This window comes from Desulfurivibrio nitratireducens, assembly GCF_044068515.1.
Lineage (GTDB): Bacteria > Desulfobacterota > Desulfobulbia > Desulfobulbales > Desulfurivibrionaceae > Desulfurivibrio.
In genome coordinates this window covers 1-16,668 of the sequence record NZ_JBIPKI010000009.1, presented here as the reverse complement: position 1 = coordinate 16,668, position 16,668 = coordinate 1, and the positions used below count along the sequence as shown (strand labels likewise).

Annotated in this window: 12 protein-coding genes and 1 tRNA gene; 11 read left to right on the top strand and 2 right to left on the bottom strand. The window is 61.9% G+C overall.

What is annotated here, in order from left to right:
- Positions 1-2 precede the first annotated feature (2 nt).
- From ACHHTY_RS04495 to argJ, 3 genes are all read left to right on the top strand, one after another.
- On the top strand, positions 3-524 hold the full coding sequence (locus tag ACHHTY_RS04495) for an N-acetyltransferase (RefSeq protein WP_395492916.1): 522 nt from the start codon (positions 3-5) through the stop codon (positions 522-524).
- 117 nt (positions 525-641) lie between these two features.
- A complete protein-coding gene (gene secA / locus ACHHTY_RS04490; protein WP_395492868.1) occupies positions 642-3,185 on the top strand; it encodes a preprotein translocase subunit SecA in 2,544 nt (847 codons plus the stop codon).
- 81 nt (positions 3,186-3,266) lie between these two features.
- Positions 3,267-4,448, top strand: a complete 1,182-nt coding sequence (argJ, locus tag ACHHTY_RS04485) for a bifunctional glutamate N-acetyltransferase/amino-acid acetyltransferase ArgJ (RefSeq protein WP_395492914.1) — start codon at positions 3,267-3,269, stop codon at positions 4,446-4,448.
- A 175-nt stretch (positions 4,449-4,623) separates the two neighbouring features.
- On the opposite strand, the gene ACHHTY_RS04480 is transcribed toward argJ, so the two are convergent.
- Complete coding sequence (locus tag ACHHTY_RS04480) at positions 4,624-5,598, bottom strand: bifunctional riboflavin kinase/FAD synthetase (protein ID WP_395492867.1); 975 nt, start codon at positions 5,596-5,598, stop codon at positions 4,624-4,626.
- 188 nt (positions 5,599-5,786) lie between these two features.
- On the opposite strand from ACHHTY_RS04480, the gene ACHHTY_RS04475 reads away from it, so the two are divergent.
- From ACHHTY_RS04475 to hflC, 3 genes are all read left to right on the top strand, one after another.
- Positions 5,787-5,873: transfer RNA gene (locus ACHHTY_RS04475), tRNA-Leu, on the top strand.
- A gap of 345 nt (positions 5,874-6,218) precedes the next feature.
- Positions 6,219-7,316, top strand: coding sequence for an FtsH protease activity modulator HflK (gene hflK, locus ACHHTY_RS04470; protein WP_395492866.1), 1,098 nt, complete (start codon positions 6,219-6,221; stop codon positions 7,314-7,316).
- Between the two features lie 58 nt (positions 7,317-7,374).
- Positions 7,375-8,310, top strand: coding sequence for a protease modulator HflC (gene hflC / locus ACHHTY_RS04465; RefSeq protein WP_395492865.1), 936 nt, complete (start codon positions 7,375-7,377; stop codon positions 8,308-8,310).
- Between the two features lie 114 nt (positions 8,311-8,424).
- Here hflC and thiE read toward each other — a convergent pair whose 3' ends face one another.
- Positions 8,425-9,084, bottom strand: a complete 660-nt coding sequence (thiE, locus tag ACHHTY_RS04460; protein WP_395492864.1) for a thiamine phosphate synthase — start codon at positions 9,082-9,084, stop codon at positions 8,425-8,427.
- Positions 9,085-9,215: 131 nt separating this feature from the next.
- Between thiE and ACHHTY_RS04455 the strand changes: the two genes are divergently transcribed.
- The 5 genes from ACHHTY_RS04455 (at position 9,216) to ACHHTY_RS04435 (ending at position 16,657) form a co-directional block, all read left to right on the top strand.
- Positions 9,216-10,517: a citrate synthase gene (locus ACHHTY_RS04455; protein WP_395492863.1), complete on the top strand. Its 1,302-nt coding sequence runs from the start codon at positions 9,216-9,218 to the stop codon at positions 10,515-10,517.
- Between the two features lie 365 nt (positions 10,518-10,882).
- Positions 10,883-12,181: a pyridoxal phosphate-dependent aminotransferase gene (locus ACHHTY_RS04450; protein WP_395492862.1), complete on the top strand. Its 1,299-nt coding sequence runs from the start codon at positions 10,883-10,885 to the stop codon at positions 12,179-12,181.
- Between the two features lie 790 nt (positions 12,182-12,971).
- Positions 12,972-13,712 carry an ABC transporter ATP-binding protein gene (locus tag ACHHTY_RS04445; RefSeq protein WP_395492861.1) on the top strand — a complete coding sequence of 247 codons (741 nt, stop codon included), beginning with the start codon at positions 12,972-12,974 and terminating at the stop codon, positions 13,710-13,712.
- A 13-nt stretch (positions 13,713-13,725) separates the two neighbouring features.
- Positions 13,726-16,086, top strand: a complete 2,361-nt coding sequence (locus ACHHTY_RS04440) for an ABC transporter permease (RefSeq protein WP_395492860.1) — start codon at positions 13,726-13,728, stop codon at positions 16,084-16,086.
- 226 nt (positions 16,087-16,312) lie between these two features.
- Positions 16,313-16,657, top strand: coding sequence for a hypothetical protein (locus ACHHTY_RS04435; protein ID WP_395492859.1), 345 nt, complete (start codon positions 16,313-16,315; stop codon positions 16,655-16,657).
- Positions 16,658-16,668 lie beyond the last annotated feature (11 nt).

Sequence of the window (16,668 nt, the reverse complement as noted above, 5' to 3'; positions counted from 1 at the left end):
CGATGACGATTGCCCAGGATGGCGCCGGGGAGGATAAAGGAGCGGAGCCGGGAGGTTTCCTGGTCCGCAATGCCCGGATGGAAGATGTGCGGGCGATTTACGCCCTGCTCCAGTTTTTCGCCGGCAAGAACCTGTTGCTGGGCCGGTCGCTCAGTTCGCTGTATGATCACTTGCGCGATTTCAAGGTGGCGGTGACCTCCGCCGGCCCTGAGAGCCGGCTGCTGGGGGTCTGCTCCCTCCATATCTGCTGGGAGAACCTGGCGGAAATCCGTTCCCTGGCGGTGGCCGAGAGCTTCCAGGGCCGGGGGGTCGGCAGTACCCTGGTCCGCTCCTGTCTGGCCGAGGCTCAAGATTTCGGGATTTCCCGGGTCTTTACCCTGACCTACCAGCCGCAATTTTTTCAGAAGCTGGCCTTTCGCCCCATCGATAAAAATGAGTTGCCGCACAAGGTCTGGAGCGATTGTATCAATTGTCCGATGTTTCCGGATTGCAACGAAGAGTCAATGATCTGGGAGGCCGCATGAAAGGGGCCGGAGCTTTGTCCGCCGGATCCCCAGCGGTGTCCCGTTAAAGCCGGCCGTCTTGCCCGTGCCACCGCGGGCCGGCCCGGCGCAATGTTGTCTGCCAAGGAGAGTGTTTAGATGTTGGCCAAGGTATTAAAGAAAATTTTCGGCAGCCAGAATGAGCGAATCCTCAAGGCCATGGAGCCCCTGGTGGCCCGAATCAACGATTTGGAGCCGGCCGTCCAGGCCCTCGATGATTCCGCCCTGGCCGCCAAGACCGGCGAATTCCGCCAGCGCCTGGAGCAGGGGGCCGGTCTCGATGATCTGCTGCCCGAGGCCTTCGCCGTGGTTCGCGAGTCCTCCCGCCGGGTGCTGGCCATGCGTCATTTTGATGTTCAGCTCATCGGCGGCATCGTGCTCCATCAGGGCAAGATCTCCGAGATGAAGACCGGTGAAGGCAAGACCCTGGTGGCTACCCTGGCGGTTTATCTCAACGCCTTGAGCGGGCGCGGGGTCCACGTGGTCACGGTCAACGATTACCTGGCCCGGCGGGATGCCGAATGGATGGGCAAACTTTATAATTTTCTCGGCCTCAAGGTCGGGGTGATCGTGCATGGCGTCGACGATGCCGCCCGCAAGGAAGCTTACGCCGCCGATGTGACCTACGGCACCAACAACGAGTTCGGTTTTGACTACCTGCGCGACAATATGAAGTTCCGGCTGGATGACTTCTGCCAGCGGGAACCCCATTTCGCCATCGTCGACGAGGTGGACAGCATTCTCATCGACGAGGCCCGGACCCCGCTGATCATTTCCGGCCCGGCCGACGTCTCCACCGAACTTTACGTCAAGGTCAACACCCTGCTGCCCCACTTCAAGGCCGAGACCCACTACACCGTGGATGAAAAGGCCCGCTCGGTGGCTCTGACCGAGGAAGGGGTGGCCCTGGGCGAAAAGCTGCTGGGGGTGGACAATCTCTACGATCCCCGCAATATCGAACAGCTCCACCATCTCAACCAGGCCCTGAAGGCCCACGTCCTCTTCAAGCGGGACGTCGATTACCTGGTCCGGGACGACCAGGTGGTGATCGTCGATGAATTCACGGGGCGGGCCATGGCGGGCCGCCGCTTCAGCGACGGGCTGCACCAGGCCCTGGAGGCCAAGGAAGGGGTCAAGGTGGAACGGGAAAACCAGACCATGGCCTCGGTCACCTTCCAGAACTACTTCCGGATGTATGAAAAACTGGCCGGGATGACCGGTACCGCCGACACCGAGGCGGCCGAATTCAAGAAGATCTACAACCTGGACGTGGTGGTGATTCCCACCCACCATCCCATGGTCCGGATCGACTACCCCGATGCCATCTATAAGACCCTGAACGCCAAGTACCGAGCCATAGTCCGCGAAATCAAGGACCTGCACGAAAAGGGCCAGCCGGTTCTGGTGGGCACCATCAGCATCGATGTCTCGGAAAAGATTTCGGCCCAGCTCAAGAAGGAAAAAATTCCCCACGCGGTCCTCAACGCCAAACAGCATGACAAGGAGGCGGAGATTGTCGCCGACGCGGGCCACAAGGGCAAGGTGACCATCGCCACCAACATGGCCGGCCGGGGTACCGACATCAAGCTGGGCGAGGGGGTGGCCGACCTGGGTGGCCTCCATATCCTCGGCACCAGCCGGCATGAATCGCGGCGGATCGACAACCAGTTGCGGGGACGTTCCGGGCGCCAGGGCGATCCCGGTTCCTCCCGTTTCTTCCTCTCGCTGGAGGACGACCTGCTGCGGATTTTCGGTTCCGACCGGATTTCCGGGATCATGGATCGGCTGGGGATGGAGGAGGATGAGCCCATCGAGCACAACATGATCAGCAAGGCCATCGAAAACGCCCAGCGCAAGGTGGAAGGCCACAACTTCGAGATCCGCAAGCACCTGCTTGAGTATGACGATGTGATGAACAAGCAGCGCGAGGTCATCTACCGCCAGCGGCGCGAGGTTCTGACCAGCACCGACCTCAAGGAAGTGGTGCTGGAGATGGTCGGCGACCTGGTCCAGAACCTGGTGGTCGAATTTGCCGAGGAGAAAATCCCCTCGGAGGATTGGGATTGGAGCGGGATCGAGGAGCGCTTCAACGCCCTGTTCTCCTTCCCCCTGGCCTGGGATGAACCGGCTAAGGCCGATCTCAACGGCGAAGAGCTGGCCACCCGGCTGCGGGCCGCGGTTAAGAGCCGTTACGAGGAACGGGAAGAAGAGATCGGACCGGAAAATATGCGCCAACTCGAGCGGATCATCCTGCTGCAGATGGTGGACAGCCACTGGAAGGAACACCTGCTCAACATGGATCATCTCAAGGAAGGGATCGGCCTGCGCGGTTACGGCCAGAAAAATCCCCTGATCGAATACAAGCGGGAAGGCTTCCAGATGTTCATGGAGATGATCGAAGCCATGCGCGAAAAGACGGTCAGCACCCTGTTGCGCATCCGGCTGGTCCGGGACGACGATGTCGAGGCCATCGAGGCCCAGCAGCGCAACCGCCGGCCGCCGATGCAGCTCAGCCGCGAGCAGCCCGGCGAAGAACAGCCGCGCCGCCCGGTGACCCGCCAGGAAGACAAGGTGGGCCGCAACGCCCCTTGTCCTTGTGGCAGCGGCAAGAAGCATAAACGCTGCTGCGGCCGCCAGGGTTAAGCTTACAGGACCCTGGCCCGACAGCTTTGTCGATGAGGCTTTTTCTTTGAACCAACAATGGGCCAAGGAGGCAGAAAGATGCTGGAGGTTCGCGGTTTTCGGGCAGCAGCGGTAAAGGCGGGAATCCGGGGTAAGGATCGACTCGATCTGGGGCTGATTGTCAGCGATACCCCGGCGGCGGCCGCCGCGGTTTTTACCACCAACACCGTCAAGGCCGCTCCGCTGCTGCTGGGCAAGGAGCGGCTCCGCGGCGGCCGGGCCCAGGCTATCCTGGTCAATGCCGGCATCGCCAACGCCTGCACCGGCGCCGAGGGGATGCGCAACGCCCGCCTCTGCGGGGCCATGGCCGCCGACACCCTGGGGATCGGGGAGGAACTGGTTCAACTCTCCTCCACCGGGGTGATCGGGATGCAGCTCGATGTCGAGTGTTTCCGGCGCGGCATCCCTCGTTTGGTTGCCGCCCTGAATCCCGGCGGGCTGGAGGAGGTTTCCCGGGCGATCATGACCACCGACACCGTACCCAAAACCGCCGAGCGAGTTTTCCAGCTCGACGGCGTCGAGGTAAAGATGGCCGGGATCGCCAAGGGGGCGGGCATGATTATGCCCGACATGGCCACCATGCTCTGCTTCATCCTCACCGATGCCGCCGTCGAGCCGGAACTGCTGCGGACCATGCTGCGAAGCAGTGTCAGAAGCTCCTTCAATCGGATTACCATCGACGGCGATACCAGCACCAACGATACGGTGCTGGTGCTGGCCAACGGCCGCTCCGGGGCCCCGCTGCTGGCGGCCGGTTCACACCGGCAGAGGCTTTTTCAGCAGCAGCTCGATGAGATTTGCCTGGATCTGGCCCGCCAGGTGGTGCGGGACGGGGAAGGGGCCACCAAGCTGGTGACCATCCGGGTGGAGGGGGCGGCCGACGAGGCCCAGGCCCGGCAGGCGGCCCGGACCATCGCCAATTCCAACCTGGTCAAAACCGCCTTCTTCGGCGAGGATGCCAACTGGGGACGGATCATTGCCGCCCTGGGCCGCTCCGGGGCCGACTTCAATCCCGAGGCCGTGGCCATCGCCTTCGACGACGTGGTCATGGTGCGGGACGGGGTCGGCCAGGGGGCGGCGGTCGAAGCCCGGGCCACCGAGGTGCTGCGCCGCGGGGAGTTCACGGTGACCGTCGGCCTGCAGGCCGGTGCCGCTGCCGCCGAGTACCTTACCTGCGATTTTTCCCTGGACTACGTCAAGATCAACGCCAATTACCGCACTTAACCGCCGGCAGCACCGCATCTTGCGGCGATCAGGCCGGCTTGCGTACTTATGTACGCGGCGCCGCCCCGCTTGCCGCAACCTGCGGCACTGCCGGCGGTTAAGCTCTGGATGACTCATGGCCGGGCTTTGTTTGTCGGGGGATAAAGAAGGCTGTGGCCAACCCTGGTTTCCCGGTTCAGTCGTTGTATTTTTCGGCGCAGGAGAGGATGAACTCCTTTTCGGCGGCGGCCAGGACTTTGCGGGCCTCGGTGGCGTCAAGGGCGATCTGGACGGCCAGTTCCTCGGGGCCGGCGAATTTGCGCTCATCGCGCAGATGCCTGAGCAGGTTGATTTTGAGGGGCTTGCCGTAGATGTCCTCTTTGAAGTCGAAGATATGGGTTTCCACTGCCAGCTTGTCCTCGCCGAAGGTGGGGTTGTAGCCGATATTGAGCACCCCGCCATAGCAGCGGCCGTCATAAACCACCTGGGTGACGTAAACCCCGTGCTTGGGGCAGAGGTCGTTTTCGTCGATGCTGAGGTTGGCGGTGGGAAAACCCAGGATGCTGCCGCCCCGTCTCCGCCCCATCTGGACCACCCCCCGCAACTGATAGTAGCGGCCGAGCAGCTTGGTGACATCTTCCATCCGGCCCGCCATCACCAGTTCCCTGACCTTGCTGCTGCTGACCACCATGCCGTCCACCGTAAAGGCGGGAATCACCCGGACCGTAAAGCCCCGTTCCCGGCCGCAGGCCTCGAGAAATTCGGCGTTGCCGCGGCGGCCCTTACCGAAGGCGTAGTCGTAGCCCACCACCAGTTCCCTGACTCCGAGAGTGTTGACCAGTACCCGATCGACGAAACTTTCGGCGTCGGTAGCGGCGAATTCCCGGGTAAAGGGCAGCACCAGCAGCACGTCCACCCCGGCCATGGCGATCAGCTCCACCTTCTGCTCGTAGGTGGAGATCAGCTTGACCCCGGTCTCGGGCTGGACTACCTGGAGGGGATGGGGATCGAAGGTGATGGCGATCCCGGTCCCCCGGTGGCGCCGGGCCAGGTCGCTGACAGTGCTGAAAAGCTGCTGGTGGCCCAGGTGAACCCCGTCGAAATTGCCGATGGTTACGCAGGCATGCGGGAAGGGGGCGGAAATCTGGTCCAGGCTGGTATAGATTTTCATGGTTCTGCTTTACCGCATGATTAAGTGATCGGCGGCGCCGCCAAAAGCCGCGCCGCCGCCGGGGGCCGCTTGGCAACCTGCTGTTTTCGCATGACCGACCAAGTCGTTTGGCAGGTTTTTGCGATTCCCCCTATTTTGTCTTGACAAAGGGGCGGGGGAGTCTATATTATCGCCTCTTCAAACGTGCTGCCGAAGTGGCGGAACTGGTAGACGCGCTAGGTTCAGGGTCTAGTGGGGGTTTCCCCGTGGGAGTTCGAGTCTCCCCTTCGGCACCAGGCAAGCAATGAAAAGCGTAATCCTTAGGGGTTACGCTTTTTTTGTTTCGGGTCCCGGCGCCGGGACCTGTGCGTGGGGCAAGGTGCCCGTTTTCTACTGAGGTTCCGGCAAAAAGTCAAGCTATGCGTGCCGGTGGGCGGTACGGCTTTTTGTGCAGCCCCCGACCAAATAGAGGTTGAACCCGGCGGCGAAATAAGGCAAAGTGTATCCCCGTGTATATTTTGTCAATTTGCTTTTTTGCAGGCAGGCATAATGTGCCGGACCCGGCCGGATGTGGCTGGTCGGGGAAGCGGCTTTTTGCGAAGGCTACAACCAATCATACTGGATTTTAGAGGACGGTTTTTATGGCATGGGACAATCAGCAACCCCCTTGGGGACAGCGCAAAGGCGGTCAATCTCCGGAGGAGCAACTGACGGCGCTGATCAACAAGGTCAAGCGTTTCTTTGAAGGAGGCGGCGGCTCAGGCGGCGGCTCCCGGAATTCAGATGAACCAGGCGGACCCGGGGTCAATCCCGGCACCATCGCCACCGTGGTCGGAGTGGTCCTGGTCGGCTTGCTCCTGTTTTCTTCCTTTTACACCATCCGCCCCGGGGAACAGGGAGTGGTCCTGCGCCTGGGCAAGTACAATAAGACCACCAACCCGGGCTTGAACTTCAAAATTCCGCTTATGGACGTGGTGCACAAGGTGGACATGGAGTCGGTACGTAAAGAGCAGTTCGGCTTTCGCACCCGGACGGTGGCTGACCGAACCCAGTATCAGAAGCAGGGCTACACCGAGGAATCGCTGATGCTGACCAGCGATCGCAACGTCATCGATATGGAGTGGGTGGTCCAGTACCGGGTTGACGATCCCTATCACTTTCTTTTCCGAATCCGCGATATCCCCCAGGCGGTGCGTGATGTCAGTGAAATGACCCTGCGGCGGCTGGTGGGCAACATGGACTTCGACGGAGTCCTCGAGGGCCGGGCGCTGCTGGCCGACGCCATGGCGCGGGAACTGCAGGAAACCCTGAACCGCTATGAGAGCGGGGTTCGGATCATCACGGTGCAGTTGCAGGACGTCAACCCGCCGGAACCGGTCAAGCCCGCCTTCAACGAGGTCAATGAGGCCGATCAGGATATGCAGCGCCTGATCAACGAGGCCGAGGAGATTTACAATCGCGAGGTGCCCCGGGCCCGGGGTGACGCCCGCCGGACGGTGGAAGAGGCCCGCGGCTACATGACCGAACGGGTCAATCTGGCCCAGGGTGAAACCTCCCGCTTTGTCGCCTTGCTCGAGGAGTACGGCCAGGCCCGGGAAGTCACCCGGCAGCGGCTTTACCTCGAAACCATGCAGCGGGTGCTGCCCCAGGTCAGCGAAGTGGTGGTCATCGACAAGGAGCAGAAGTCGTTACTGCCCCTGCTCAACCTTGGCGCCGCCGGCAAGACCCCGGGCCAATAAGGCTCAGGGTTTGTCGGGCGCTGAAAATCCTCGCGGATAAGTAAAAGCGGAGGCTTTTGTGAAAAATATTGTGCGTACCATTTTAATTGTCGTGATTGTTGCCCTAGGCCTGGTGGTGGCCAACGGGGTCTACGTTCTGCCCGAGGATCGCCAGGCGGTGGTCACCCAGTTCGGCCGCCCGGTGGGCGAGCCGGTAACCGAGGCGGGGCTGAAGTTCAAGGTGCCCTTTGTCCAGGATGTCACCTACTTTGACAAGCGGATCCTGATCTGGGACGGGGATCCCAACCAGATCCCCACCCGGGACAAGACCTTCGTCCATATCGACGCAACCGCCCGCTGGCGGATTGTCGATCCCTTGCGCTTCATGCAGTCGATGCACACCGAAGCCCGGGCCCAGGGAGTTCTTGACGCCATTATCGACGGCACCATCCGGGACTTCGTCAACCAGAACAACCTGGTGGAGTTCATTCGCAGCTCCGACTGGGAGCCCCAGGCCATGCGGATCAGCATGCTGGAGCCGGCGGAAATTGAACACGTGGAACTGGGCCGGGACGTGATCAGCAACATGATCCACGAAAGGGCCGCCGAGGTGGTCAAGCAGTACGGGATCGAGCTGGTGGACGTGATGTTGCGGCGGGTCAACTATATCGATTCCGTCCAGCGCCGGGTCTTTGACCGGATGATTTCGGAGCGGAAAAGGATCGCCGCCGATCTCCGTTCCCGCGGCGAGGGCAGCAAGGCCGAGATTCTCGGTAAAATGGAGCGTGATCTGCTGGAGATCCGTTCCGGCGCTTCCCGGGAGGCCCAGACCCTGCGCGGCCAGGCCGATGCCGATGCCGCCCGGATTTACGCCGAGGCGTACAGCCGCGATCCCGAGTTTTACCGTTTTTATAAAACCCTGGAGTCCTACCAGGCCACTTTGGGCAAGAATACCCGCCTGGTGCTGACCACTGATTCGCCGCTTTATCGTTACCTGGAAACCCTGGATCGCTAAAGGTCCGACAGCCTTACATCTTGTTTGGAGCAGGTCCGGCGACGTACAGCAGTATGGTCGCCGGACCTGCTTGCACTTGTGGTGCAGGCAGGGCAAGGGGCTTTTGCCGGTGGTTCAGAGGGCTTGCTTGCTGAGCAGGTTCACCCATTCCCGGGTTTCGGCGGCGATATCCGCCGCCTGGGTCAGGGCGGTGACCACTGCCGGGCGGCGAACCCCGGCGGCCAGCAGGGCCGGGATATGCTGCTTCTTGATACCGCCCATAACCGTGAAGGGCAGGGAAGAGTGGCGGGAAAAGCGGGGGATGGCTTCCAGGCCAAGGAACTCCTTGATGCCTTCCTTGGTTCCGGTGGTGAAGAGGGGGCCGATGTTGTAGTAGGAGGCGCCCCGCTCTTCGGCGCTGGCGGCTTCTTCCTCGCGGTTGCAGGAGACGCCGATCAGCAGGTCGGGGGCGAAGCGGCGAACCTCTTCGCAGGGCAGATCCTGGTTGCCCAGGTGAATTCCGTCGGCTTCGCTGAGCAGGGCGATATCCAGGCGGTCGTTGACGATGAACAGGGCGCCGGCCTCCCGGGTTTTGCGGCGGAATAGCTTGGCCTTGGCCAGCAGGGTGCGGCCGTCGGCCTCCTTGTCCCGCAACTGGACGATCCTGGCCCCGCCCGCCAGCACCGCCTCCAGCCATTCCCGGTCGCCGCGGCCCGCCGCCAGTTTCTCGCAGGAAACCGGGTAAAGAGTGACCTCGGTGATGAACTTCCGCAATCTTTCCTGGTAAATAGTCATCAGATCTCCTTCGCGTCGGTCTGCCGCGGATAATCCGGCGGGAACAACAGGGGGCAGGCTTTGCCCTTGAAACCGGACGAACTCAGCGGTAAAATAACCGATTCGCTAATCACTAAAAAGGATTTTGCCATATGCCGCACAACTATTATTCCGGCGAGAAAGCCGAAATCAAGATCGACGGGCAGGTTTATGAGCTGCCGATAATCGTCGGCACCGAAGGCGAAAAAGCCATCGACGTCCGAACCCTGCGGGCCAAGACCGGCCATATCGCCTTTGACCCCGGCTATGCCAATACCGGTTCCTGCAACAGTAATATCACCTATCTCGACGGCGAACGGGGCATCCTGAGCTATCGCGGCTACGATATCGCCGATCTGGCCGAAAACTGCACCTTCGTCGAGGTGGCTTACCTGCTGGATCACGGCACTCTGCCCACCCGGGAGGAACTTTCCGAATTCAGCCGGATGCTCAACGACTTCGCCATGATCCACGAGGACATGATCCGCTTCTTCGACAGCTATCCGCCCAAAAGCCCGCCGATGGCGATCCTCTCCTCGATGGTCAACTCCCTGTGCAACTTTTATCCGGAGATGACCGAGAATCCCCTGGAGAATATCGACAAGATGTCGGCCCGCCTGATTTCCAAGGTCCGGACCATCGCCGCCTTCTCCTATAAGAAATCCATGGGCCATCCCGTGGTTTATCCGCGTTATGACCTTTCCTATTGCGCCAATTTTCTCAATATGATGTTCGACTCGCCGGTCAAGCCCTACGAGATCAATCACAAGGTGGTGGCGGCGCTCAACAAGCTGCTTATTCTCCACGGCGATCATGAGCAGAACTGTTCCACCTCGACGGTGCGGATGGTGGGCAGCGCCCGGGTCAACCTCTACGCCTCGGTTTCCGCCGGGATCAGTGCCCTCTGGGGCCCCCTGCACGGCGGGGCCAACCAGGCGGTGATGGAGATGCTGGAAAACATTCACCAGCACGGGGGCGATTTCCGGAAATACGTGGAGCGGGCCAAGGATCCCAATGACCCCTTCCGCCTGGCCGGCTTCGGCCACCGGGTTTACAAGACCCACGATCCCCGTTCCCGGATCATTAAGCAGGCCTGCGACGATGTCCTGGATGATCTCAAATTTGCCGACCCCTTGCTGGATATCGCCAAGGAACTGGAAGAGGTGGCCCTGAAGGATGAGTACTTCGTCGAGCGCAATCTCTATCCCAACGTCGATTTTTATTCCGGGATCATCTACCGGGCCATCGGTATTCCCACCAGCATGTTCACGGTGATGTTCGCCCTGGGCCGTCTTCCCGGCTGGATCGCTCACTGGAAGGAGATGTGGGACGATCCGGGCTGGCGCATCAGCCGTCCCCGCCAGATCTATGTCGGGCCCTTGAGCCGCCCCTTCATCCCCATGGATCAGCGGTAAGCGAGCAGCGGCACCGCGGATTCGGGCGAGCGGTCCGGCTTGCTTAGTCGGTCCGGCCGATGCCGCTCCCCGCGCCCAAAATATGCGGCCCTGCTGATCGTTTAACCCCGCAAAGCGCAAGAGCGGTTCCAGGGCTGCGCGCAAAGATGAGCTTGCTAAACTGGTTGGAGCGTGGTTAAAAAGGCCGTTGCCCTAATGTGCCCTAATGTTAGGAGGTGCGGCCTTTGCGGTTTGGTCGCGGGTTGCCTGACGGGCTTAGTTTTTTTGGCTTAAGGGAAATATAGTTCCGCAAACGTTCGGTCGGGTTGCGGCAGGATCCGGGGGGCTGGACGTTTCCCCCCTATTTGGATTAAGGACAAGGTGGTATGCGTACCGACATAGTGCACATCGGCGCCGGGGAGTTGACCTACGAAATTCGCAATATCGTCGCGGTGGGGGAAAAGCTCCAGCAGCTGGGAATTAAAACCTACTGGGAAAACATCGGCGATCCGGTGGCCAAGGGCGAGGAAATTCCCCTCTGGATGAAAAAGGTGGTGGCCCAGTACGCCATGGAGAACGCCAGCTACGGCTACTGCCCCACCCGCGGCATCCTCGCCACCCGCGAGTTTCTGGCCGCCGAGGTCAATAGCCGGGGCGGGGTCCAGATCACCCCGGACGATATTCTTTTCTTCAACGGCCTGGGCGACGCGATCAGCAAGGTTTACGGTTTTCTGCGCCGTACCGCCCGGGTGGTGGTGCCGTCGCCCAGCTATACCACCCACTCCTCCGGCGAGGCGGCCCATGCCGGCGACCGGCCCGTCTCCTACCGGCTCGATCCCCACAACCACTGGTTCCCCGACCTGGAGGACCTGGAAAACCGGATCAAGTACAATCCGGCCGTGGCCGGCATCCTGCTGATCAACCCCGACAACCCCACCGGCGCGGTTTACCCCGAGGATATCCTGCGGGGGATCGTGGCCCTGGCCCGCAAGTACGATCTCTTTATCATCTGCGACGAGGTTTACCAGCGCATCGTCTATAACGGACAACAGACCAGGCCTTTGGCCGAAGTCATCGGCGACGTTCCGGCCATCAACATGCGGGGGATTTCCAAGGAGATGCCCTGGCCCGGCTCCCGCTGCGGCTGGATCGAGGTCTACAACGCCGACCGCGACCCGATGTTCCAGAAATACGTGGCTTCGATCCTCAACTCCAAGATGGTGGAGGTCTGCTCCACCACCTTGCCCCAGATGGTATTGCCCGCCATCGTCAGCCATCCCGAGTACAACGCCTACCTGGCCGAGCGGATCAAGCGATATGAGACGGCCTCCAACATCGCTTACGATGTTCTCAAAGGGGTGGACGGTCTCATCGTCAACCGGACCAACGGCGCCTTCTACATGAGCGTGGCCTTCGCCCCAGGGGCCCTCAACCAGAGCCAGACCCTGCCCATTGCCAATCCGGAGGTCCGGGCCCACGTCGAGGCCCTGGTGGCCAAGCCCGGCACCTCGCCGGACAAGCGCTTTGTCTACTACCTGCTGGGTTCCACCGGGATTTGCGTGGTCCCCCTGAGTTCATTCGCCACCGAGCTTCAGGGCTTCCGCACCACTTTGCTGGAGCGCAACGAGGAACGCTTCCGCCAGATCTGTCTGACCATGGCCGACGCCATCCGTAACTACCTGTAAACTTGCCGCAGCACCGCATCTTCGGGCGATCAGCCCGGCTTGCATAGCGAACTATGCGGCGCCGGGCTGCTTGCCCGAATCTGCGGCACTGCGGCAAGTTTACCGGGCTTGGCCGTGTATTTGCGGCCGTTTATCGCGTAATTGTCCCGATTCCCCGCTTCTTGCAAGCAACCACCGCATCTTCGAGCGATCAGCTCGGCTTGCATAGCGAACTATGCGGCGCCGGGCTGCTTGCCCGAATCTGCGGCACTGCGGCAAGTTTACCGGGCTTGGCCGTGTATTTGCGGCCGTTTATCGCGTAATTGTCCCAAATCCCCGCTTCTTGCAAGCAACCACCGCATCTTCGGGCGATCAGCCCGGCTTGCGTAGCGAACTATGCGGCGCCGGGCTGCTTGCCCGAATCTGCGGCACTGCGGCAAGTTTACCGGGCTTGGCTGTATAATTGCGGCCGTTTATCGCGCAATTATCCCGATTCCCCGTCTCTTGCAAGCAACCAGATCATCTTCGGGCGATCAGCCCGGCTTGCATAGCGAACTATGCGGCGCCGGGCCGCTTGCCCGAATCTGCGGCACTGCGGCAAGCTTACCTTGGTAAAAGGGTGTTTGGCGGTTTCTGCGCTTTGCTCTCCTGGTTCTCTTTGCTGCCAAATCTTTTGGGGCGGTGGTTTCTCTTGTGTGGGCCCGGGGTCGCCATTTTCTGCCGGACTTTGGCCGGCGGTTGTTCTCCCCGGGGAAATCTGGCATGATGTGGCCAGGAGCAGTCTTTGCCGGACCCCGCTTTGGAGCTGATCATGCCGTCGCCAGCCGACCCTGCATCGCCGGATTCCGCGGAAATCGTTTTCCATGCCGAGGGCCTGACCAAAATCTATCGGATGGGCGAGGTGGAGGTCCGGGCCCTGGACGGGGTGGATCTGGACCTTTACCGGGGCGAGCTGGTGGTATTGCTGGGGCCCTCGGGCAGCGGTAAATCGACCCTGCTCAATATCCTGGGCGGGCTCGATCCGCCCACCACCGGCACCGTCATCTGCGGGGGCCGCGACCTGGCCGTCGCGGGCGAGGCCGAACTCACCGAGTTTCGCCGTCACATGGTCGGTTTCGTCTTTCAGTTCTACAATCTGATTCCCAGCCTGACCGCCCGGGAAAACGTGGCCATCGTCACCGAGATCGCCCGAAACCCTCTGACCCCGGAAGAAGCCCTGGCCCTGGTGGGGCTGGGTGAAAGGCTTGATCATTTCCCCGCCCAGCTTTCCGGCGGGGAGCAGCAGCGGGTGGCCATCGCTCGGGCCATCGCCAAGCGGCCCCAGGTGCTGCTCTGCGACGAGCCCACCGGGGCCCTGGATTCCAAAACCGGGGTCGTGGTGCTTGAAGTGCTGGAACGGATCAACCACGAGGTGGGAACCACCACCGCCCTGATCACCCATAACGCCGATATTGCCCGGATGGCCCACCGGGTTATCCACTTGAGCGACGGCCGGATCGGCCGGATCGAGATCAACGAAAAGCCCTGTCCGGCCAAGGAACTGAGATGGTAGCCAAGGCTTGCCGATGAAGGCCCTGCACCGCAAATTGTTCCGCGAACTCTGGCAGTTGCGGGGCCAGAGCCTGGCCATCGCGGTGGTGATCGCCGGCGGGCTGGCCACCCTGCTGATGTCGCTTTCCTCCCTGGATTCCCTGCGCCAGACCCGCGACGGCTTCTATCGCGAATACCGTTTCGGTGAAATCTTTGCCGAGCTCAAGCGGGCCCCCAACGAGCTGGCCGCCGCCATTGCCGCCATCGACGGGGTTCGGCTGGCGGAAACCCGGGTCCAGTCCGCCGCCACCATCGGGGTGGCCGATTTCGTCGACCCGATCACCGGACTGCTGATTTCCCTGCCCGACGGGGCCGAGCCCGAACTCAACCGGCTCTACCTTCGCCTGGGCAGTTTGCCGGCCGCCGGGCGCAACGAGGCCGTGATCAGCGACGGTTTTGCCGACGCCCACGGGCTTTTGCCCGGAGATCGCCTGGAGGTGGTGCTCAACGGCCGTCTCCAGGAACTGGTGGTCAGCGGCATCGCCGTAAGTCCGGAACATATCTACCAGCTTCAGCCCGGCGAATTATACCCCGACAACCTGCGCTACGGCATTCTCTGGCTCAATCGTTCCCAACTGGCCCCCGCCAGTGACCTGGACGGCGCTTTCAACAGCGTGGTTCTCAGCCTGGAGCGGGACGCGACCCCTCTGGAGGTGGTGGCCGAGCTTGATCGACTGCTGACGCCCTACGGCGGCATTGGGGCCGTAACCCGCGCTGACCAGCAATCCCACATGTATCTCGAGGCCGAGTTCGAGCAGTTGGCCACCATGGCCTGGATATACCCCGCCATCTTCCTGGCGGTGGCCGCCTTTCTGCTCAACGTGGTCCTGGCCCGGCTGATCACCACCCAGCGCGAACAGATCGCGATCCTCAAGGCCTTCGGTTACACCCATTGGCAGGTGGGCCGGCACTACAGCCAACTGGTCCTGTTGATGACCTCCCTGGGCCTGGTCCTGGGTACCCTGGGCGGCCTGATTCTGGGCGAGGCCATGGCCCGGATCTATGCCGAATTCTTCCGCTTTCCGGTCCTCGAATACCGCCTGAGCTGGCAGGTGATCCTGCTGGGGGCCGCGGTTACCTGCGGGGCGGCCCTGGTCGGAACCCTGAGCGCGGTGCGCCGGGCGGTGCTTTTGCCCCCGGCCGAGGCCATGCGCCCGGAAATCCCCGCCGCCTACCGCCCCACCTTGATCGAGCGCCTGGGCTGGCAACGTTACCTGAGCCAGCCCTCCCGGATGATTCTCCGCAACTTTGAACGGCGGCCCGGCAAGGCCCTGTTGGCGATTTTCGGTATTTCCCTGGCCTGCGCCATCCTGATGATGGGCCATTTCTGGCAGGATGCCGCCGACTATATGATCGATGTCCAGTTCGGACTGGCCCAGCGCTACGATCTGGCGGTGAGCTTCAACGAGGTTACCTCCCAGCGGGTGCTGTACGAACTCATGGCCTTGCCTGGCGTTACGGCGGCCGAGGGGCAGCGGGCGGTGCCGGTCAGGCTGCGCCACCAGCATCGGACCTTTCGCACGGTCCTGCATGGCCTGGTGGCCGAAGGGGAGTTGCGCCGGGTGCTCGATGACCGGCTGGCCATCCTCTCTCCGCCCCAGGACGGTCTGATCCTGACCGATTACCTGGCGGAAATGCTGGCTTTGCAGATCGGCGACCCGGTCCGGGTGGAAAGCCTGGAAGGCCGGCGCCAGGTGCTCGATCTGCCGGTGGTCGGCCTGGTCAACGAACATATCGGAGTCTCGGCCTACATGGAGATGGCGGCCCTGAACCGGGCTTTGGGCGAAGGCGAAGTTTTCAACGGCGCCTTCCTGGCGGTGGCCGAGGAAGAGGTGGCGGCGGTGAGCGGCGAGCTGCGGGAAAGTCCCCGGGTGGCGGGGGTGAGCCGGCGCATGGCGGCGATCACCAATTTCCGGGAAACCATGGCCGATACGGTCCTGGTCTTCAGTTTTATCACCACCCTGTTGGCGGGCAGCATCGCCTTTGGTATTGTGTATAACAGTGCCCGGATCGCCCTTTCCGAACGGAGCCGCGAATTGGCCTCCCTGCGGGTCCTGGGGCTGACCAGGGCCGAAACCGACTATATCCTGATGGGGGAGCTGGCCCTGCTGACGATCTTCGGCATCCCGGTGGGCTGGCTGATCGGCTACTGGTTCTGCTGGTATCTTACCCTGGGCCTGCGTTCCGATCTCTACCGGATCCCCCTGGTCATGGAACCGGCTACCTACGCCACCGCCGCCACGGTGGTGGCGATAGCCGCGGTAATTTCAGGTTTGATCGTCCGCCGCCTGCTGCACCGCATCGATCTGGTGGCGGCCTTGAAATCCGCCGATTAGCGAGGGGTTGAAAAAATGTAATTATTGGCGGCCGATTGGTTGGGTTGGATTAAAGCTCGGTGAGCCCGGGGAAAGCAGAGGATATGCGAGCGGACAGTGGTATATTGGCTCCGGGGTTGCCGGGCCGGTGGCGGTTATTAATTTTCAGTCCGGGCCCCGGGCCCGGCTGGGATCGCAACCTGCCAAGGGTGGACCGGCAAGCCTGCGCTTGCGCATGGGGGTTTGGATGGCGCTTTTAAAGCGAAACTATCTCAAAATTATCATCGCCTTGGCGATCATGGCCTTGCTCTTTCTGGCCCTGCGGCCAACCCCCCTGCTGGTGGACAGTGAAACGGTCAGCCGGGGGCCCCTGCGGCAGAGCATCGAGGAGGAAGGGCGGACCCGGGTGGTCGATTCCTTCGTAATCTCGGCCCCGCTGGCCGCCGAGGTGCGGCGGCTTGACCTGGATCCGGGCGATCCGGTGAGCAGGGGGCAGGTGGTGGCGGTACTCGATGCCGTGGCGGCCCCGCCCCTGGATGTTCGCGAGATCGCCGCCGCCCGGGCCCGGGTCGAGGCGGTTTATGGCCCTTGAACACGCGCTCG